Source organism: Pseudomonas sp. PDM20, from assembly GCF_014852575.3.
Classification (GTDB): domain Bacteria; phylum Pseudomonadota; class Gammaproteobacteria; order Pseudomonadales; family Pseudomonadaceae; genus Pseudomonas.
The window spans coordinates 3,453,699-3,472,956 of record NZ_CM181224.1; the positions used below are offsets into that span (position 1 = coordinate 3,453,699).

At 65.8% G+C, this 19,258-nt stretch carries 15 protein-coding genes; 5 read left to right on the forward strand and 10 right to left on the reverse strand.

Features of this window, described 5'->3' with window-relative positions:
• Positions 1-6: 6 nt before the first annotated feature.
• Entirely contained in the window at positions 7-840 is an 834-nt protein-coding gene (locus tag IB261_RS15770) for an oxidoreductase (RefSeq protein ID WP_192210981.1), read from the reverse strand.
• A 92-nt stretch (positions 841-932) separates the two neighbouring features.
• Between IB261_RS15770 and IB261_RS15775 the strand changes: the two genes are divergently transcribed.
• A complete protein-coding gene (locus IB261_RS15775) occupies positions 933-1,898 on the forward strand; it encodes an AraC family transcriptional regulator (protein WP_192382546.1) in 966 nt (321 codons plus the stop codon).
• A gap of 184 nt (positions 1,899-2,082) precedes the next feature.
• Complete coding sequence (locus tag IB261_RS15780; protein WP_192382547.1) at positions 2,083-2,829, forward strand: AraC family transcriptional regulator; 747 nt, start codon at positions 2,083-2,085, stop codon at positions 2,827-2,829.
• A gap of 71 nt (positions 2,830-2,900) precedes the next feature.
• Here IB261_RS15780 and IB261_RS15785 read toward each other — a convergent pair whose 3' ends face one another.
• The 5 genes from IB261_RS15785 to IB261_RS15805 all read right to left on the reverse strand — a co-directional run bounded on the left by IB261_RS15785 (position 2,901) and on the right by IB261_RS15805 (position 9,989).
• Positions 2,901-3,176 (reverse strand): bacteriocin immunity protein, encoded by a 276-nt coding sequence (locus tag IB261_RS15785; RefSeq protein WP_151187193.1) that lies wholly within the window; start codon positions 3,174-3,176, stop codon positions 2,901-2,903.
• A 3-nt stretch (positions 3,177-3,179) separates the two neighbouring features.
• Complete coding sequence (locus IB261_RS15790) at positions 3,180-4,796, reverse strand: pyocin-S2/colicin E7-DNase domain-containing protein (RefSeq protein ID WP_192382548.1); 1,617 nt, start codon at positions 4,794-4,796, stop codon at positions 3,180-3,182.
• Positions 4,797-5,024: 228 nt separating this feature from the next.
• Positions 5,025-5,429 (reverse strand): pre-peptidase C-terminal domain-containing protein, encoded by a 405-nt coding sequence (locus IB261_RS15795; RefSeq protein ID WP_192382549.1) that lies wholly within the window; start codon positions 5,427-5,429, stop codon positions 5,025-5,027.
• A gap of 30 nt (positions 5,430-5,459) precedes the next feature.
• Positions 5,460-7,016 carry an EAL domain-containing protein gene (locus IB261_RS15800; protein WP_192382550.1) on the reverse strand — a complete coding sequence of 519 codons (1,557 nt, stop codon included), beginning with the start codon at positions 7,014-7,016 and terminating at the stop codon, positions 5,460-5,462.
• 48 nt (positions 7,017-7,064) lie between these two features.
• The gene (locus tag IB261_RS15805) at positions 7,065-9,989 is read right to left on the reverse strand and encodes an autotransporter outer membrane beta-barrel domain-containing protein (protein WP_192382551.1); all 2,925 of its coding nucleotides are present in this window, start codon (positions 9,987-9,989) and stop codon (positions 7,065-7,067) included.
• Positions 9,990-10,138: 149 nt separating this feature from the next.
• Between IB261_RS15805 and IB261_RS15810 the strand changes: the two genes are divergently transcribed.
• A complete protein-coding gene (locus tag IB261_RS15810) occupies positions 10,139-11,875 on the forward strand; it encodes a response regulator (RefSeq protein WP_192382552.1) in 1,737 nt (578 codons plus the stop codon).
• Positions 11,876-12,073: 198 nt separating this feature from the next.
• On the forward strand, positions 12,074-13,435 hold the full coding sequence (locus IB261_RS15815; RefSeq protein ID WP_192382553.1) for an MFS transporter: 1,362 nt from the start codon (positions 12,074-12,076) through the stop codon (positions 13,433-13,435).
• A 490-nt stretch (positions 13,436-13,925) separates the two neighbouring features.
• Here IB261_RS15815 and IB261_RS15820 read toward each other — a convergent pair whose 3' ends face one another.
• Positions 13,926-14,966, reverse strand: coding sequence for an ABC transporter substrate-binding protein (locus IB261_RS15820; protein WP_081520412.1), 1,041 nt, complete (start codon positions 14,964-14,966; stop codon positions 13,926-13,928).
• Positions 14,967-15,229: 263 nt separating this feature from the next.
• On the opposite strand from IB261_RS15820, the gene IB261_RS15825 reads away from it, so the two are divergent.
• Positions 15,230-16,717, forward strand: a complete 1,488-nt coding sequence (locus IB261_RS15825; RefSeq protein WP_192382554.1) for a PucR family transcriptional regulator — start codon at positions 15,230-15,232, stop codon at positions 16,715-16,717.
• Here the strand turns inward: IB261_RS15825 and IB261_RS15830 are convergent.
• The 3 genes from IB261_RS15830 to IB261_RS15840 form a co-directional block, all read right to left on the reverse strand.
• Positions 16,707-17,051: a cupin domain-containing protein gene (locus IB261_RS15830; RefSeq protein WP_081520414.1), complete on the reverse strand. Its 345-nt coding sequence runs from the start codon at positions 17,049-17,051 to the stop codon at positions 16,707-16,709. The two genes, IB261_RS15825 and IB261_RS15830, sit on opposite strands and share 11 nt — an antisense overlap.
• Before the next feature lie 12 nt (positions 17,052-17,063).
• Positions 17,064-18,449, reverse strand: coding sequence for an NAD(P)/FAD-dependent oxidoreductase (locus IB261_RS15835; protein ID WP_192210970.1), 1,386 nt, complete (start codon positions 18,447-18,449; stop codon positions 17,064-17,066).
• A 134-nt stretch (positions 18,450-18,583) separates the two neighbouring features.
• Positions 18,584-19,207, reverse strand: a complete 624-nt coding sequence (locus tag IB261_RS15840) for a hypothetical protein (RefSeq protein WP_151187202.1) — start codon at positions 19,205-19,207, stop codon at positions 18,584-18,586.
• Between the last annotated feature and the right edge of the window lie 51 nt (positions 19,208-19,258).

The following is a 19,258-nucleotide window of genomic DNA, read 5'->3' on the forward strand; positions in this document are numbered from 1 at the left end:
CGCCGCTCAGCCGTCGGTGGAGCGGCTGAGCGCTTCCCAGTGGCTGATCTCCTCCTGCAGGGCTGAAAGCTTCTGCCGCACCAGCCCCAGCGCGTCGCTCCCCAGCAGCAGATGCCGTGGCGGCAGTGGCGCTTCGATCGCCGCCAGCATCGCTTGCGCGGCTTTCTGCGGGTCGCCCAGCTGCTTGCCGCTCTTTTCCTGCCGCGCCTGGCGCACCGGGTCGAACAGCGCGTCGTAGTCGGCGATGGAGCGCGGGCTGCGCACCATGGAGCGCCCGGCCCAATCGGTGCGGAAGGAACCCGGCGCCACGGCGGTCACCGCGATGCCGAAACCCTCGACTTCCTTGCCCAGCGCGTCGCTGATCCCCTCCAGGGCGAACTTGCTGCCGCAGTAGTAAGCGATGCCCGGCATCGTGATGTAGCCGCCCATCGAGGTGATGTTGAGGATGTGGCCGCGCCGGCGCTGGCGCATGTAGGGCAGCACGGCCTGGAGCATCGCCACGGCGCCGAAGACGTTCACCTCGAACTGCCGGCGCATCGCCTCCAGTGGCGACTCCTCGAGAATGCCTTCGTGACCGTAGCCGGCGCTGTTCACCAGCACGTCCAGCGGGCCGACGCTGGCTTCGACTTCCTCGACCACGCCGGGGATGGCGTCGAAGTCGGTCACGTCGAGCAGGCGGCCGAAGGCCTGGCCGGGCGCCAGTGCTTCCAGTTCGGCGCGGGCCTGCTCGGTGCGTACCGTACCCACCACGCGATGTCCGGCGGCGAGCGCCGCGTGGGCCAGGGCCAGGCCGAAGCCACTATTGGCGCCGGTAATCAGCAGGGTCTTGGGAGATGACATGGGGTGACTCCATTGCAGGGGGAATGAGTGCACAATACGCAGCCTCACCTCCCTTTCAGAGACCTCAAGCTCTGTCTTTATTGCCTGATTCTATGAATGCCGATATCGACACTCCCAGCAGTGAGCAGGCGCGCATGGTCGCCCTGATCGCCGCATTGGCTCCGCAGGAGGGCTACAACCTCACCGCACTGCCAAGCGTGCGCCTGTTCCGCTCGAACCGACCGCTGGCGCGCACTCCGGTGCTCTACGATCCCGGCATCGTGATCGTCTGCCAGGGCTGCAAGCGCGGCTATTTCGGCGATGAAACCTACGTCTACGACGCACAGCACTACCTGGCCGTCGCGGTGCCGGTGCCCTTCACCATGGAAACCGACGCCACACCAGAGCGTCCGCTGCTGGCCATCTACCTGCACCTGGACTTCCAGCTCGCCGCCGAGCTGATGCTGCAGATCGACCAGCACAGCCTCCAGCTGGGCCAGCCACCCGCAGAAACCGCCCCGCGCAGCCTGTTCTCCAGCCCGATGGACCCGGCACTGACACAGTCCGTGCTGCGCTTCCTCGAAGCGCTGGGCGATCCGCTGGAGGCCGCCATCCTCGCGCCGGCCCTGCTGCGCGAGCTGTACTTCCGCGTGCTGACCGGCGCACAGGGCAATGCCATGCGCGCGGCGCTGGCCATGCGTGGTCGCTTCGGCAACATTGCCAGGGCCCTGCAGCGCATCCACACGGGCTACGCACAGCCCCTCGACCTACCGCAGTTGGCCAGCGAGGCCGGCATGAGCGTTCCGTCATTCCACAGCCATTTCAAGGTCATTACCCGCACCTCGCCCATGCAGTACCTCAAGTGCACGCGGCTGCACCAGGCGCGGCTGCTGATCGTACGCCAGGGCATGACGGCTCAGGCGGCGAGCCTGGCCGTCGGCTACGCCAGCGCCTCGCAGTTCAACCGCGAGTTCAAGCGCCTGTTCGGCCGTACGCCCCTGGCGGAGGCGCAGCGCATGCGGGAGAACTTCGCGATTCCGCCGGCGCAGGAAGGTTCGGCTTTTGTCTCGTCCCACTGACCATCCACCGCCTTTCAGGCGATTGCTTCATCTGCCGATAATTCGAGCATTAATTGCTTGATAATTCACTTTCCAGCACTCTAAAGCCGATTATCCGCCAGAAGTTTCACTTAAAATGCAAGCCCCACCAGGAGCTCCGCATGAAACCGCTCGACACCTCCACTCGCACCGAAGGCAGCCCGTCATGACCTGCGCACTCTCCCTCGAAGCGCTGGCCTACGACCATCAGGATGGCGAAGAAATCCTGCCCCACTGCCATCCCCAGGCGCAGCTGATCCACTCGATCTCCGGCGTGATGCTGGTCGGCGCGGCGCAGAAGAACTGGGTGGTACCGGCCGGCCATGCGCTGTGGGTGCCGCCGGGCAACGAGCACCAGATCCGCATGTTCGGCAACGTGCGCATGCGCACCCTGTTCATGCCCGCTTCCACCTGGCCCTGGGGCGGCCAGCAGTGCCAGTTGATCGCAGTAACGCCACTGCTGCGGGAACTGCTCGTGGCCGCCAGTGCCGTACCGACCGACGCCGGCAACGAGCACCGCCGCCGCTGCCTGCATGAACTGCTGCTGGTGGAGATGGACGCGGCGCAGACGGTCGGCATCCACCTCGCCTTGCCGCAGGACCCGCGCCTGCTGCGGCTGTGCAACGCGGTGATTGGCGCACCGGCGAACGAGACCGGCATGGAAGACTGGGCGCAGCAACTGAACATGAGCAGCCGCACCCTCGCCCGCTTGTTCCAGCGCGAACTGGGAATGAACTTCGGCGACTGGCGCACCCGCGTGCGCATGGTCCTCAGCCTGCAACGCCTGATCGCCGGCGCCTCGGTGCTGGAAGTGGCGCTGGAGCACGGCTACCAGAGCCCGAGTGCGTTCTCGCAGACCTTCAAGCGGGTTCTCGGGCGGTTGCCCAGTCAGTATCGGGCGGAGCGGCTTTGAGCCTTAGCGTCCTATTTTTTCAACCCCGCCAAACTCCCGATTAGAACTCGGTTAGCCGCTGACTCGGCGGATCAGCTCTTCCTGAATCCGGGCAATCCGTTGGCGGCACGCCACTCCTTCACTGTGCGTGTAATTCCCTCTGCTGAGTCATCAGCCCCCGGCTCGGGGTAGTAAATCAAGTCGGAGCCAGCAGGGTGTTGGCTCACCTTTCGAAAGTGCAATAACAGCACATCAGCCATCTCATCAGATTCTGATGCATCCTCTTCAAAGAGGTCTTCTAGAAGTTGGATAAACTCAGCTTCCGTGTAGTCCGAGAAGCTTTCCTTCAGAATGTCGTACTTAGCCATGTGCTACTTGCTCTTTCTGTGCAGGGTGATGTGATTCCTTGGCGTGTTGACGCGGAGATTGTCTACGTCATAAACCTCGCCACCATCCGTAACTCTGTCCACGTGGTGCAACTCAAATGATTGCCTCCCGCCCACCATGTCAACTTCACGTACACGTGGGGCTTTGCCTTTCTGCATACGCTGAAGGTTCTTCCGGGTGGATTTAGCGACCAGCTCTGAGTCTTTCGCTACGGCCTTCCAAAGCGCCCTCCTGAACGAGTTAAAACTATTAAAGCTTTTCCCACGCAACTCATTAGCAACACTCGCTGGAATCGGCGCTCCGAGCCCTTCAGCTGCCCCTAGCAACCAGGTTCCAGACACATATTCCCCAGCACCTCTCACTGTCCCCGGCTCATGCCGGGCATTCATCACGATGTAGAGCGGAGCAATCCCGGAGCCTGCGGGGAACACGAGAATGAAGTCTCGATACTCAGGCGGGTAGATCGGGTTGACGATGAGGGTATCGGCCTGTTCCACAGGCGGGTAGATCGTGATCTGCGGCGCCTGGGGTGCAGCTTCCAAGGCTGGAATACCCAGGGTGTCGGCAGGATTGGCAGCAGGCGTCCAGATCAGCCCAATCCCATCCCCCAAGTCGGCAACCATCTGGCTACCAGTCGGTTCGAACTGAACAACGGGGATCATTTCCCACTCGCTGCGGAGCTGAGTGTTGAAGCCGTAGCCTTTCAGCTTGCCATCTGATTGCTGCTCTACACGAATGCGTACACGGGTTCGCCCCTGTCTCATTGTGCGAAGTTGCTCTTCCGTGTAGAGGGCGCTGTCCCCCAGGCTGGAAGGCCAGAGCATCGCAACAACGCCAAGGAGAGCGCCCCCGACAACGCCTCCCGTGAGGATGCCGCCACCAACTGCACGGCCACCAACTCCTGCCGCAACCTGACCACCACTGGCCACTGCTCCGCCAGCGGAAACGACGTCGCAAAGACCGCCACAGGATTCTTGCGGGCCTGCGGGAGCAAGCCCGCGCAATGCCAGGGAACCGAAACCTGCAGGGACGTTGCCGCTGATCTTCCTGAGCTGCACCTTGCCGTGATCGTCTGCCGCGCGGCCCCCTAGCAGTACGAGATTTCCGTAGTCGCTCGCATTGTCGACAGGAAACGCACCCGACGAGGTGCTGTAGTCGATCACCGAATTCGGCAGCTTGCTGCACTTGGCGAACACGCAGCCCTTGGATGCAAGGCTGCTCGCCGGCTTTATTGCCGACGCATTGCGAGCAAAGCCGGCACGCTCTGCAGTTGGTGCCGAACGAGCTACCTGTGTGCCTCTCTGCGCTGCGTTGGAAGGGCCAGGGTCTTTTTGGTAGGACATGTCATACGACGAGGGGATCAGTTGCGACTTGCAGGGACATCCGCTGACGCTGTCCAGCGAGCCTGCGGCGGGACGTTCCGAGATGAAGTCATAAACGCCGCCGAGGATGGGATAAGTCTGGTGATCCCTCCCGCATAGAACCCGATCCCCTTCGCGGGCCAACGGATTGCCATCCAGTATGAACGAGGGGTCTCCCTCGATTACAACGCCGCCGCAGGTGGTTCTATCGCCCCTGCGGATGAAATACCCAACCGCCATGTTCGTTCCCTGAGTGAAGGAATGGAGAAGCGAACATAGGCAGTTTGTTATTGGATCGAATGCAGGACTGGTCCCGAAGTCCTGTCGGCCCTCACTTGCTCGATCTGTAGGAGTAAGGCGCGCATGAATTCCCCAACCTCCTTGCCCGGTTGGTTCTGCGCCGACCTGATCCCCCTCCCGGCAACCCGGGCGCAGAAGCCCTGAGTCACCCGGAGGGCAGGCCCGGCGTCACTCGATGCCGAAGTGAATGCTGTAGTCCACCTTGGTCCCGCGGCGTGCGGTGGCGCGCATCTGGTAGACCTGCACGCTGTAGGTGCCAGAGGCCGGCAGCGCGCCGCTCCAGTCCTGGCCCACGGCGCCGCTGCCCAGGGCGGTGGATTCACCCGGCTCGTTGCCCGGCGCGTAGAGGTTGAAGTTGGCGTTGTTGCTGCCGCTGACAGCGACTTTCATGTGCTGCCCGGCCTTGGCCGACAGGGTGTAGACGACCGTGTCATAGCCCTTGAAGCTGCCTTTGACGGTGGTGCTGCTCGCGCCCTTGGTGAAGTGCACCGGGACCGTGGTGACGGTATCGGCGGCCAGCGCGAGTGCCGGGGTGGCACTGAGCAGGCAGAACAGCAGCAGGGAGGTTTTCATGGTGGTCATCCTGTGGTCAGGGGTTGGAAATCATGAGGCCGCCAGCCAGGTCTGGCCGGCGAGGTAAGCGAGGAATTCGTTGAGCGGCATCGCCTTGCCGAACAGCCAGCCCTGGCCGTACTGCACGCCGCGCTGACGCAGGTACTGCAGCTGCTCGTCGGTCTCGACGCCTTCGGCCACCATCCGCAGCGCCAGCTGGCGAGCCATGGCGATGGTGTGGTCGGTCACCGGGCAAGGCGCGCCGTCCGACAGCGACTGGACGAAGGAGCGGTCGATCTTCAGCAGGTCCAGTGGCAGGCGCCGCAGGTACTGCAGGCTGGAGTAACCGGTGCCGAAATCGTCCAGGGCGATCGGGTGGCCCGCCTCGCGGCTTTGCGCCAGTGTCCGGTGCGCGGCGTCGATACTCAACAGGCAGCTTTCGGTCACTTCCAGCCAGATGCTGCCGGGATCGATGCCCGCCTGCTGCCGTGCTTCGACCAAGTGCGGCAGGAAGGTCCCGCTTGCCACGTCGAGTGCCGAGAGGTTGATCGAGACATGCTGTAACTGCCCCGAAGCGAGGCTGGCGCCCAGGTCGCGGCAGACCGTCGAGATCACCTGCGCGGTGATCGACTCGACCAGGCCACTGGATTCGGCCAGGGGCAGGAAGCTCTCAGGCAGGGTCACCGAGCCGTCCTTGCGACGCCAGCGCACGAGCGCTTCGGCGCCGATGCAGCGGCCATCGCGCAGGTCGAGGATGGGCTGGTAGAAGGCAGTGAACTCATTGTTCGCCACGGCCCGTGTCAACACTGCCAGTGGCGACAGATAGGCACGCACGCGACGTGCAACCACCCAGCACCACAGGCCGGAAAGCAGCAGGGCCAGCGGCGTGAGCATGAGCAGCTCCCGCCACAGGTCGCGGACCAGGGCCTCGCGACTGACCGCAGCCACCGTCTGCCAGTTGCCATGGTTGACCCGCGTATAGAGGTAACCACCCCGCAGCGCAGAGTGCGGCTCGCTATGGATGCGCGTGAGGACCTGGGCAAAGCCGGCGGCCGGCGTGCCCAGCCAGTGCCCTGCCGGTGTGCCCAGGGCCAGGCTGACGCCGGGCGCGAGGGAGGTTTCGAGGAAGTGCTCGGGGTCGATCAGCAGGTTGAACGCCGCATCGCGCAGGGCCAGCATGGGTTTGGCTGGCGCCATGAACGGCTGCACGTTGATCGACACGCCCATGCCTTCGCGAGTGCGGAAGTCTTCCGGCCAACGCTCTGCCGGACGACCGACCAGGCCCCAGGAACTGCAGACGAACACCTCTTCCTCGACGTAGCCGACCGCCTTCACCGCCAGCGTGTCGATGGCCAGCAGACGCATCTGTTCGATGCCCTCCGCCGAGCAGGGCGGCAGCGGTGAGCGGTTCAGCTCGCGCAGCGTCGCGGCGGCCTGGGCGAAGGTATTGTCCGCCCGTTGCGAGGCGAGCCGGGCCAGCGTTTCCAGGCGTTCCGCGGTGTGTTGCACGACCAGATGCCAGGCCAGGTAGCCGGTGCCGGTCAGTACCAGAGCGACACCCAGCAGGCTGGCGAGGGTGCCGGTCCTGACGATGCGAGCGCGACTCATGATGGGTCTCCAGAGGGCACACGGCGTGTGCCCGAGCGGGATGGTCGACTACCAGAGGTAGCGGTAGCCGAGGGTCAGCGACAGCGGTTGCTCGATTTCGTGGCCATTGGCGTAGTGGGCTTCGAGCATCAGCTTCTGGTGGGCGCTGACCAGCAGCGAACCGCCGACGCCCAGTTCGGCGCGCGAACCCGGCAGCTGGTTGTCCAGCGCGTGGCCGTTGACCTTGACCGTGCTGTCGCCGGCCAGTTCGTCGATCCACGAGGCGCTGAGGTAGCCCTGCACCTGTGCGCCGGAGTCCAGTTGCCAGTTGCGCCCGGCGCGCCCGCCGGCCCGAGCCTGGACGGAGTCCACGGCGTCGCCGTCCACTTCCAGTTCGTCGCTGCTGGTGTACTGCGGCCCTTGCAGGTGGGCGCCAGAAAGCTGTACCTGCGGCTCGACGAACCAGCCCTGGCCCAGTTGCACGGTACGACCCAGCTCAACGCTGGCGCCGTAGGCGTCGGAGTCGTAGTGGCCGCGGACCTGGCCACCGGTGTTGGTCGGCACCTTCACTTCGCCGCGCAGGTGGTCGTACTTGAGTACCGAGTCCAGGTACCAGCCGTCTTCGCGCACGTAGGTGGCGTAGAGGCCGACGCTGCGGCTGTCGAGGTCGCCGGAGCTGTGCTCGCCGAAGTCCTGGTCGGCATGGCCAGCCCCGAGCATGCCGCCGACGTAGAGGGTGCCGTCAGCCTGTTCGAAGGCGCGGTCGGCGCCGATCTCGGCCCCGCTCAGGCTCTGCTCGAAAGCACGGCTGTCGCCGCTATCGACGTTCAGCTTGCCGCCCATGGCGCGGGTCCACAGGCCGCCCTGGTCGTGACCCTGGCGCAGTTCGCCGAGGCGGCGAGTCAGGGTGCCCAGTTCGCTCTGCCAGAGGTTGGCGGCGGCGCTCTGCATGCCCAATGCGGCGTTGGCACCCTTGGACAGGCGCTGGGCCTGGCTGGCCGGGCGCGATGCCGGGGTCAGTGTGCTCATTGCAATGGACGGGGTACCCGTGGCGACGGCGGGTTGATTCGCCGGTGTCAGCGCCGTCATCGGCAGCGTATCGACCTTGGGCTGGGGCACCAGCTGAGGGCGCATCGAGGGGTTCAGCGCCGTCATGGGAATGCTCGAGCCATTGGGCTGCGGCACGAGTTGCGGGCGCAGCGACGGATTCAACGAAGTCATGGGCACGCTGCTGCCGTTGGGCTGGGGCACCTTCTGCGGTGGTATCGAGGGGTTGAGCGCCGTCATCGGGATGCTGCTGCCATTGGGCTGCGGGACCAACTGCGGGCGCAGCGACGGAGTGAGCCCAGTCATCGGCGCCACCTGCCCGGTCTGCACCAGGTACCAGTCGTTGCCTTGCTGCTGAAGTCCGTAGCGGAACGCCCCGGCGTCCACATGACCGCCGAGCAGGCTGAACTGCCCGGTGCCGCCACCGGTGCCGACCAGTTTCAGCGGGGCGCCCTGGGCGTCCCGGCCGCTGTCGGCCACCAGTATCTCGTGGCTGCCCTGGGCCTGGCCCAGCACCTGCAGCAGGTCACCCCGGGAGGTGGAAAGATCGGTTTTCATCTGGAAGCGGCCATTGCCGCTGAGGTCGCCATTCACCGTCAGCACCTGGTAGCCGGGGCCGCTGAAGAACACCGCGGAATCGCGCAGCTTGAGATTTCCCAGGGAGGCGTTACCGGCAAACTCCCAGGTGCTGGTGCCCAGGTCCATGTCCAGCCGGCCACGGGACGGAGCCAGCAACTGAGTGTTGCCATGCAGGGTGCTGCCGTTCGCGAGCAGGTCGAACTGGCCGTTGTCCTCGACGCTGGCAAGGGTCGGGGTTTCGACTGTCGAGCTGTCCAGAGCGGCGTTCAGCACGCTGCCCGGACGAACCAGGAAGGCACTGCCGGCGACGACATGCAGCTGCGCGCCCCGGGCATCAACATGGCCCTGGCTGCCGCTGGCGGTTTCGATCAGGTCCTGCTGGCCGGTGAGCGCCGAGTCGGTCAGTTCCAGCTGGCCGATACCCTGCCCTCCGGAGAACAGCACGGTGCTGCCATCGACGTTGGCGGCCTGGCTGTCCCACAGGCCGATGCGGCTGTCGCCGCTGATTTCCAGCGCGGAAGACTGGGCGCCTGCGCTCAGCAACTGGGTATTTTGCAGCTCGATCTGGCTGGACCGGCCGGCCAAGGCGGCGGTGGACTGGCGCCCCTGGGTGAACACCGAGCCGTCGCTCATGGCGATGGCCGAGCCGTCCCGGGCGCTCAGTGCAGCGGCATAGTCTCCCTGCGTATTCACCGTACTGCCCTGGCCCAGCAGCACCTGGCTGCCGTTGTTCGCGGAAACGCCGTAGCTGGAACTGCCCTCGGTGAGAATCCGCGTGTCGACCAGCTCCAGCGGGCCGCTGGCGCTCAGGCCGACGCCTGCGCTCTCGGCCTTGTGCGTGTGGATCTGCGAGTGGCTGACCAGACCGGGGAGCGCGTCACTTTCCACGAGGATGCCGGTACTGCTGGTCTCGAAGGTTTCGATGCGCGAGTGCTCCACCTGCAGGGCCGAGGCCCCCGACACCTGTATGCCGTAGCTGAGGATGCCGCGCGTCACCAGGCTCGAATCGCTCAGCCGCAGGGAGCTGCTGTCGACGCGGATGGCCGGGCTACGGCCACCCAGCGTCTGCGCGTCGAGCGCCGTCGCGTCCAGAACCGCGCCGCCGAGAGCTTGCAGCGCTCCGCCGCTGCCGGCGTTGCGCAGCAGCACATCACGCAGGGAAAAGTCAGTGCCCTGCACGTTGACGGCTGGGCCGTTGCCGGGGATATCGACGCGCGACTGCACCAGCGCGTGGGGTAGTGCGCTGGTGGCGGTGAAAACCTGCGGGGAGTTGAAGTCCACAGCCAGCGCCGGAGAGGCGATGAGCATGGCAATGAACAGTGCCAGCGGTGTGTGGGAAAGGTTGGGACTGCGTGTGAGGGGTTCCATGGCGAGTCACCTTGAGGGGAAGCGGTTGAGGCCATTCTTGGCGTGCCCGCTCAAAGTGAGGATGCGAAAACCAGTCACGATTTGTAGGAAAATGATTACACGAGTGCGATCACCATGCCCTAGAGTGAAGGGCAACCCAGGGGGAACAGATGGCGCGGATACTGATCGCGGACGAACACCCGATGACCCGCTACGCGGTGCGCATGCTGCTGCAGGCGGAGCGCCACACGGTGGTCGGCGAGGCCTGCAATGGCCTCGAGGCGCTGAGCCTGACCACCCGCCTCGCACCGGACCTGCTGATCATCGACATCGACCTGTCGCAGCTCACTGGCCTTGACGTCATCTCACGCCTGCGCAGCCGCGGCCTGACGCTGCCGATCCTGGGCTACAGCACGCAGGATTCGGAGCACTACGTCGGCCGTTTCCTGCAGGTCGGAGCCTCGGGCTTCGTCAGCAAGCACCAGGACATCGACCGGCTCAAGGAAGCCCTGGCGGTGGTCCTGCGCGGGCACAGCTATTTCCCAGCCGAAATGCTCGGCAGCGTGCACCGCGCCAGCCTGCACGAGAATGACGCCGAGCGCGTCGCTTCGCTGTCCAACCGAGAACTCAGCGTGCTCAGCCTGCTGGCCAGCGGCTACAGCAACCAGGAAATCGCCCACGAGCTGACCATCAGCGAAAAGTCCGTCAGCACCTATCGCGCACGCATGCGCAGCAAGCTCAACCTCTCCAGCATGCTCGAGCTGATCGACTTCGCCCGGCGCAACCATCTCGCGGCACCGGCAAGCCATACCCATGACACGGGCGCCGACGGTGGTGAGGCCCCCCTGTGGCGCTCCATGGTGGAAAGCCTGCCGGCAGCCTTCTATGTCCGCGATACCGAGGCGCGCCTGGTGTACGCCAACCCGGCGCACCTGGAGCTGTACCAGGCGGAACTGGACGACGTGCTCGGCACCCGCACCACCGAGGTGGACTGGTATCAACCGACCGATGCCCGCAACATGCTGCGCTTCCTGCAGCGCGCACTCGCCGAGGAGCAGCCCTTCAGCAAGGACATCGAACTCTCGGTCCACGGCGAACGCCGCGTGCTCCACCACTGGGGCACACCTTACCGCGACGGCGACGGCAACCTGCTCGGGATGATCTGCTGCAGCACCGACATCACCGAACGCTACGACCAACTCAACGACCTGCGCAGCCGTGCCGAAGCCAGCGAACTGGCACACCAGCAGCTGACCGACCTGTTCACCAGCGCGACGACCCATCTCAACGAACGTATCGAGGCGCTTGCCGGCTCCCTTGCGCAGCCCAACGCCACGGATCTCGACCAGGCCCTGGCGATACTCGAGGAACTGAAGGTCCACGGCGCCTCGCTCAAGCGGGCGCTCATCGCCCAGGACGACGTTCCCTTGATGCCGACGCGGCTGGACGAGCTCGCCTCCGAAGTCCTCGACGTCCTGCACGCACCGGCCGACCAGAAACAGCTGCCGCTGAAACTGGAGGCCGACAGTCGCTCGCGCAAAGCCCTGCTGGTCGACGCCAAGTCCCTGCGCGAGGTCCTGCGCCATCTGGGGTTGTACGTGATCGACCTGACCGACGACGGCAGCGTCCAGCTGCGCATCGCCGCCAGCCCGAAGCAGCAGCAAATGGGTGTGCGTATCACCCTCGAAGGCCTTCCGGGCAGCAAGCGCCGTGAACTGCGCGCCTATTCCCTTTCCGAACTGACCCGCGACTACCCTGCGCGCAACCCGGCCCGCAACAGCCTGAGCCTGAATATCGCCCAGCACCTGATCAACAGCCTCGGCGGCGAGCTGCAGGTTTCCCATCTGCCCGGCCAAGGCTGCTGCGCCACCGTGCACCTGCTGCTGCAACAGGCCAGCGCGCGCTGAGTGCCTCAGCGGCGCCGCTCATACGATCGTACAAGGCCCTCCGCGGCGCTTCTTACCTTGGGTGAATTGTCCGCCCGGGCCTCCCCCTGCACCCTCTCCCTCCCCCTTGCCGGCCTCTGAAAAGGGCTCCTGCCGCCCGTTGCCGGCTCCAGAAAGCTGCCTGCCCGGCCACTTATAAATTCAACAAAGGTTGTACCCATGAGCGTGTTTGATGTCATTGAACATTCCCCGGTATCGAAATTTCACCGGAAATTGCTGCTGGCCTGCTGCGGAGGCCCCTTCCTCGATGGCTACATCCTCAGCCTGATCGGCATTGCGCTGATCGGCTTCGGCCAGGACATCGCCGCCACCTCGGTGGAAACCGGCATGATCGGCGCGGCCTCGCTGCTGGGCATCTTCTTCGGCGCGACGGTGTTCGGTGCCATCACCGACCGCATCGGCCGGGAAACCATGTACGCGCTGGATCTCACCGTGCTGGTGATCGCCTGCGGCCTCTCGGCCTTCGTCACCGAAGCCTGGCAACTGATCGTGCTGCGCTTCGTCATTGGCCTCGCAGTCGGCGCGGACTACCCCATCGCCACCTCGCTGCTCACGGAGTTCACCCCGTCCAAGCGCCGTGGCTTCATGATCGGCGTGTCCGGGCTGGCCTGGTCCTGCGGCGCCATGACCGCCTTCATCGTCGGCTACCTGATGGTCTCCTGGACCGGCGACCACTCGCTGTGGCGCTGGATGCTGTTCAGCGGCGCGGTGGTGGGCATCATCGTCGTGCTGATCCGCCGCGGCATCCCGGAATCGCCACGCTGGCTGGCCAGCAAGGGGCGCATCGAGGAAGCGCAGAAGGTCATCAAGCTGGTCTACGACAAGGACGTGGTGATCACCCCCGCCGACGTCGCCGAACTGAACGACGGTGGCCGTCATCGTTCGTGGAAAAGCGACCTGAAGATGATTTCCTCGGGCGGCTACCTCAAGCGCACCATCATGTGCGGCATGCTCTACTTCGCGCAGATCACCCCGCAATACGTGCTCTACACCTTCGGCAGCATGATCCTGCTGACCGCCGGCATCAAAGGCGAGAACTCCTCGACCCTGGGCGAGCTGATGATCGCCATCCTCTTCGCCATCGGCGTGATCCCGGCGCTGAAGCTGGTGGAAACCTGGGGCCGCCGCCCCATGGTGGTGGTGCCCTTCGCACTGATGGCGTTGCCGCTGCTGGCCCTGGGCCTGTGGGCGGACGCCCCGGCCTGGTTCATCGTCGGTGCCTTCGCCTTCTACGCCTTCGTCTCCGGCGGCCCGAGCATCCTGGAGTGGATCTACCCCAACGAGCTGTTCCCCACTTCCGTACGCGCCACCGCTGTCGGCGTGGCGGTCGGTTTCAGCCGCATCGGCGCGGCGACCGGCACCTACCTGATGCCCATCGGCATCGAGTCCATCGGTCTGCAGGCAACCCTGCTGATCGGTGCGGGCATCACCCTGCTGGCGTTCTTCATCTGCCTGGCGTGGGCGCCGGAAACCAAGGGTCGCTCGCTGCAGCAATCGGCATCGCTGAGCCTGGCGACCTGATCCGCTCCTGCGTTTGACCCGAAGCCCATCGGCGCTGCCGATGGGCTTTTTTGTGCCCGGCGATTCGGCCAGGCACGGCGCTCCTTGTAGGGACGCGCGGACTTCGTCCGCGGTTCGCGGGCGTGGCCCGCTCCTACAAGGGAGTCGCGGTGCTAGCCGCTGTAGGAGCGAGCCATGCTCGCGATCCGTCAGCAGGGCTTACGGTACCGATCCACGACGGGACGCGCGGACTTCGTCCGCGGTTCGCGGGCATGGCCCGCTCCAAAAAGGGAGTCACGGTACTAGTCGTTGTAGGAGCGAGCCATGCTCGCGATCCGTCAGCAGGGCTTACGGTACCGATCCACGACGGGACGCGCGGACTTCGTCCGCGGTTCGCGGGCGTGGCCCGCTCCTACAGGGGAGTCACGGCGCTAGTCGTTGTAGGAGCGCCCACAAAAAAGGCCGCCCGAGGGCGGCCTGAAAGTGCGGCGACGCCGCACACTGTGAAGCTTTACTGCTTGGCGGCCCAGGCGTTGAAGCGCTGCTCCAGCTGCTCGCCATGGTCGGCCCAGAAGGCCGCATTCATCGCCACCTGACCGGCCAGGTTGGCCTCATCGGTAGGCATGTTGGTGCGGCGGGCGGCGTCCACCAGCGGGACTGCGGCGCGGTTCACCGGGCCATAGGCGATCTGCTGCGCGTAGTTCTTCTGCTGTTCGGTCTGCAGCACGTACTGGATGAAGCGCAGGCCTTCCTCGGTATTCTTCGCGCCCTTGGGAATGGCGAAGGCGTCCATGTCATAGATGCCGCCATTCCACACCACGCGCAGCTGGCTTTCGTCCTGCACGGCAGCGATGCGGCCGTTGTAGGCGGAGCTCATCACCACGTCGCCGGAAGCCAGGTATTGCGGCGGCTGTGCGCCGGCTTCCCACCACTGGATGCTCGGCTTGATCTGGTCGAGCTTCCTGAAGGCGCGGTCCTGGCCTTCCTTCGTCCCGAGCACGGCGTAGACATCCTTCGGCGCCACGCCGTCGGCCATCAGGGCGAACTCCAGCGTGTACATCGCGCCCTTGCGCAGGCCGCGCTTGCCAGGGAATTTCTGCGTGTCCCAGAAATCCGCCCAGCCGGTGGGCGCGCTCTTGAGCTTGTCGGCGTTGTAGGCCAGCACCGTGGACCAGACGAAGAAGCCCACGCCGCACGGCTGTACCGCGCCATCCAGCAGCTCCGGGGCGAGCTTGGCGATTCCCGGCTGCTCGCCGATTTCCTGCAGCAGGCCCTCGTCGCAGGCCCGCGCCAGTTCCGGCATTTCCATCTCCACCACATCCCAGGAGACGCTGCCGGTATCGACCTGCACCTTGACCTTGGCCATTTCGCCGTTGAACTCGTCGGCGATCAGGCGGCTGCCGCTCTGCTGCATGTAGGGTTGGTAGAAGGCCTTGACCTGGGCAGCCTTGTTGGCGCCGCCGTGGGAGACCACGGTGAGGTCGGCGAAGGCAGGGAAAGTCGCCGCGCAACCCAGGGCGCAGGCGATGGAGGAACTCAGGATCTTGTTCATTGTTATGGTCTCCGGTGAGTAGACGGCCCGCCTCGCGGCAGGCGGCGCCATCCGGGGCCTCCAAGGGCTCGCATGGCGCACTGCCAGCTAGTCTTGGGGCCGCCGCCAGGCTCCACAATCAGACGGAACTACAATTCGAAGGGCCCTGCTCGTATCCCGGTACGAAGCCCGCAAGGCTCGCTCAAGCCAGGCGCGACAAGGCCTCGCGCTTGGTGGCATGCTTGCCGGCCCGATCGATCGTCACTCCTGCCCGCGGACCCGCCATGCCATTCCATATCCAGGACATCCTCGACAACGCTTCCCTGCGCACCCGGCTGCTCGGCGGCAGCGAAGGCGTCGGCCGGCGCCTGCGCTGGGCGCATGTGTGCGAGCTGGCGGACCCGACCCAGTGGCTGGGCGAAGGGGACCTGCTGATGACCACCGGCATCGGCATTCCCGCCCAGGCCCAGGCGCAACGGGATTACCTGCAACGCCTGGCCGCGGCACGCATCTCGGGGCTGATGATCGGCGAGAACATGCAGGCCCCGGCGGATATCCAGGCCCTGCAGGACGAAGCCTGCCAGCTGGGTTTCCCACTGCTGATGACCGATTACGCGGTGCCCTTCTCCGCCGTGACCCGCGCCATCGTCGACGCCAGCAAGCAGGAAGAACACGAGCGCCGCAGCGCCGTGACGCGCATCTATGAAAGCGCCCGCATCGGCCTGCGCGGGCTCGGCCTCGCCGGCCTGTTGCGCCGGTTGTGCAGCGACGTGCGCGCGCAGTTGTTCCTGTTCGATTCGGCGACGCTGCGACCCTGGCAGGAAGGCCTGCCTCCGCTGCCGGCCAGCTGGCGGGCAACCCTCGCCCAGCGCCGCTCGGTGCCGGACACCGTGACCCGCTGCAGCAATGGCGAACAGGAAGCGCTGGTGATGCCGCTGCCGTCGCTGACCACCTGCGAGATCCTCGCCACCGGAGGCGAGCTGCTCGACTACGGCCTGCTGCATCACATCGTGGCGGTACTGGGGATCGAGCTGGAGCGCGCCCAAGTCGAGCACGAACGCATGCTGCGGCTGGGTTCGGAACTGCTGGACGATCTGCTGCAGCAGCGCCTCACCGAGCGCGCCGCGCAGGAACGGCTGGCGCAGCTGAATTGCCCGGTGGATGCCGCCTGCCTGGTGCTGGCGCGCGCCGCCGGCGAGCTGCCGCAACACTGGCAGCAGCGACTTCAGCGACTGGGAATGGGCCTGCTGGTGCGACACCAGGGCAACGAACTGATCCTGCTGCTGAGCGATCCGGCGCAGGCCGCAACGCTGCAGGCCGAGCTGGACTGCACCCTGGGCCACAGCAACCCGTTGGGCCATGCATTACGGGCGGTGGAAGCCCTGCGCGAAGCGCGCCTCGCGCTGGCCCATGCCAACCACCAGCGCCCGCTGGTGGCCTATGCCGATGCCCAGGGCGAGCAGTCCTGGCTGCCGGCAAGCCTGGAAGAAGCACGGCGTGTGCATCGCCGGGTACTCGGTGCGCTGGCGGATTACGATGCGCAACAGGGTGGCCAGTTGCAGCACACCCTGCGCGTCTTCCTCGAGCAGAACCGTTCCTGGCAGAAGGCCGCACAACGGCTCAACGTGCACAAGCAGACGCTGGTCTACCGCATCCGCCGCATCGAGGAAATCACCGAGCGCTCGCTGGACTGCACCGAGGACGTGGCCGTCCTCTGGATCGCGCTGCGCTCGGCGCAGATTGCCGGCATGGACGCCGGGATCAGGGAATGATCACGAAGCTCTTGCGCACGGTCTCGCGGATGTCCCAGGTGCCCTGACAGTTCGCCGGGAACAGCACGGCGTCGCCGGCGCGCAGTTCGATCGGCTCACCGTCGTCCGGGATGAACAGGCAGTGGCCGCTGATGAAGTGGCTGAATTCCCGCGACAGCACCTGGCGCCGCCAGCGGCCGGGCGTGCATTCCCAGACACCGGTGAGCAGGCCGCCCTCGCCTTCCTCGGCGTGGGTCGCGGCGCTGGATACCGGTGCGCCCAGGGGTTCCTTCACCGGTTGCGGCGCCGGCAGTTCGAGGCCGGCGGTGCCGGTGAGCAGGATTGGTTGAGGCATGTTTCTTATCTCCTAGAGGTCCTTGTCTTCGAGCCCTGCCGGGGCGAAGCCGGCCAGGGTGCGGTCGAGCCAGCCACCCTTGCGATTCTGCGCCTCGGCCTGTTCCTTGCGTTGCACCGCGCCGCGCACCATCAGGCCGCCGACGTAGCGCACCGGTTCGAGCGGGAAGCGCTTGGGCTGCCGGCCGACCAGGCCGCAACGGCTCCACTCGTCATCGATGCCCAGCGCCAGGCTGGCGAGGATGCGCCCGCCCAGGCGGCTCGGGCCGACGCCGTTGCCGCTCCAGCCGATGCCGTAGACGATGTGCGGCGCGCCCTCCAGGTGGCCGAACACCGGCAGGCTGTCGTAGGTACGGTCGATGGGGCCGGACCAGCTGTGGGTCACCGGCACGTCGTCCAGTTGCGGGTAGGTGCGGCGCAGGTCCTGCTCGGTGTCTTCGCTGAGCTGCGGGTTGTGGTCGTAGCTCTCGTCGATGCGACTGGCGAAGCTGATCATCCCGGTGCCCTTGCCGAAGGCGATGCGGCCGTCCTGCGTGGTGCGGTAGTAGTCGACCATCAGTTGCGAATCGGTGATGGCTTCGCCACCGGTCCAGCCGATCTGCTCCAGGCGCTCCGGGATCGGCGCGGTGGCGACCACGGTGCTGGTCACCGGCAGGATGGTACGGCGCAGTTCGGGAATTGCCGCCGCCCAGGCGTTGGTCGCCATTACCACCTTCGGTGCGCGCAGTTCGCCGCCGGGGGTGCGGATCACCGCCGGCCGGCCGCGCTCCAGGCTGAGCATGGGGGTGTTCTCGAAGATGCGCACGCCCTTCTCCAGCGCCACCCGGCGCAGACCGCGCACCAGGCGGGCCGGCTGTACCGTGGCGTTGCTGGCTTCGAGCACGCCTTCGAGGTGTTTCGCGGAGCCGGCGCGGCGCGCCACTTCGCTGTTGGAGAGTGACTGGAACACCGGCTCGCCGAGGCGCTCGCAGGTCTGCTGCACCCCCTTCCAGGCACCGCGCTGGGCGTCGGTGGTGGCAGTCCACAACCAGCCGGCACGGCGGAAGTGCGCATCGATGTCGTGGGCCTTGCAGAATGCTTCGATCTCACCGATGGCCGCTGCCGAGGCGCGGGCCAGGCGCAGTGCCTCGTCCTTGCCGCACTGCGCGGCCAGCGAACTGATCTTCGGCCACCAGGACATGACGAAGCCGCCGTTGCGCCCAGAGGCGCCGCCGCCACAGATGTCGCGCTCGATGATGGCGATACGGCAATCAGGCTTGAGCTCGAGCAGGCGCAGCGCAGTCCAGAGGCCGACAAAGCCGCCGCCGACGATGGCCACGTCGACGTCGAGCGGGCCTTCCAGCGCAGGCAGCGGAGTGAGCTCGGAGGCGATTTCCTCCAGCCACAGGGAACGTTTCATGTGCGGATTCCAGGTTGAACGGTAGTGGCGCCACTGTCCTGTGTCAGGCCAGTGGCGAACAATCGTCCATTCCATGCAATCCGGGGAAAGGCCTCATACGAAGATATGAAGCCGGGGCGCTGCGGCCGGTGATATCAGGCCTTGGGCTTCTTCGGCGCCAGGCCCGGCTTGGAGAACTTCACGATCAGCCAGTTATCGGACTTGCCGTGCTTCACCGTGACCTCGGCCACGCGGATGCTCGACGGCACCGTGGCCAGTACCTGGCGGGCGTCGAGGCCCGGCTTGATGTACTTGTCGAGCTGCTCGTAGAGGCGGTAGCTGATCATCCCGCTGCGCAGCGCATGGGTCTCGAAGTCGCCGATGGCCTTGGCGTCGGCCTCGGTGCGGTTCGGGTTGAGGGTGTGCGCCAGCACGTCGACCACGTTCTTGTCGTCGGCGATGGCCACCAGCATGAAGCGCTTGGCCACTTCCTGCAGTACGCGCCGGTAAGCGGCATCGTTGTATTCGCTGTACAGCACCGCCTCGACCAGCTTCTGCTTGTCGAAGGTCAGCGCCAGGCGGAAGCGCGTACCGGCGTAGTCCACGCCATCCTTGCAGCGCGCGGTGACGCCCATGGGCTGCAGGCATTCGACGAAGCCCTGCTGCTTGCCGAAGCCCTTCTGCGCCGCGCCGTAGTTGTACTTGCCGAACAGCGGATCAGCCGCCGACGCCATGCCCGCCACGCACATCAACAGTGCGCCCATTGCCCATCTGCCCATTACCAACTCGTCCCACGCAATGCAAAGGACGCGAGGATAGAGGATTCAGGG

What these genes read in the sequence shown, in the direction of transcription:
- IB261_RS15810 (WP_192382552.1), top strand. Translation starts at nt 10,139, where the DNA reads ATGGCGCGGATACTGATCGCGGACGAACACCCGATGACCCGCTACGCG.
- IB261_RS15795 (WP_192382549.1), bottom strand. Translation starts at nt 5,429, where the DNA reads ATGAAAACCTCCCTGCTGCTGTTCTGCCTGCTCAGTGCCACCCCGGCA.
- IB261_RS15840 (WP_151187202.1), bottom strand. Translation starts at nt 19,207, where the DNA reads ATGGGCAGATGGGCAATGGGCGCACTGTTGATGTGCGTGGCGGGCATG.
- IB261_RS15805 (WP_192382551.1), bottom strand. Translation starts at nt 9,989, where the DNA reads ATGGAACCCCTCACACGCAGTCCCAACCTTTCCCACACACCGCTGGCA.
- IB261_RS15800 (WP_192382550.1), bottom strand. Translation starts at nt 7,016, where the DNA reads ATGAGTCGCGCTCGCATCGTCAGGACCGGCACCCTCGCCAGCCTGCTG.
- IB261_RS15825 (WP_192382554.1), top strand. Translation starts at nt 15,230, where the DNA reads ATGCCATTCCATATCCAGGACATCCTCGACAACGCTTCCCTGCGCACC.
- IB261_RS15790 (WP_192382548.1), bottom strand. Translation starts at nt 4,796, where the DNA reads ATGGCGGTTGGGTATTTCATCCGCAGGGGCGATAGAACCACCTGCGGC.
- IB261_RS15820 (WP_081520412.1), bottom strand. Translation starts at nt 14,966, where the DNA reads ATGAACAAGATCCTGAGTTCCTCCATCGCCTGCGCCCTGGGTTGCGCG.
- IB261_RS15775 (WP_192382546.1), top strand. Translation starts at nt 933, where the DNA reads ATGAATGCCGATATCGACACTCCCAGCAGTGAGCAGGCGCGCATGGTC.
- IB261_RS15780 (WP_192382547.1), top strand. Translation starts at nt 2,083, where the DNA reads ATGACCTGCGCACTCTCCCTCGAAGCGCTGGCCTACGACCATCAGGAT.
- IB261_RS15835 (WP_192210970.1), bottom strand. Translation starts at nt 18,449, where the DNA reads ATGAAACGTTCCCTGTGGCTGGAGGAAATCGCCTCCGAGCTCACTCCG.
- IB261_RS15785 (WP_151187193.1), bottom strand. Translation starts at nt 3,176, where the DNA reads ATGGCTAAGTACGACATTCTGAAGGAAAGCTTCTCGGACTACACGGAA.
- IB261_RS15770 (WP_192210981.1), bottom strand. Translation starts at nt 840, where the DNA reads ATGTCATCTCCCAAGACCCTGCTGATTACCGGCGCCAATAGTGGCTTC.
- IB261_RS15830 (WP_081520414.1), bottom strand. Translation starts at nt 17,051, where the DNA reads ATGCCTCAACCAATCCTGCTCACCGGCACCGCCGGCCTCGAACTGCCG.
- IB261_RS15815 (WP_192382553.1), top strand. Translation starts at nt 12,074, where the DNA reads ATGAGCGTGTTTGATGTCATTGAACATTCCCCGGTATCGAAATTTCAC.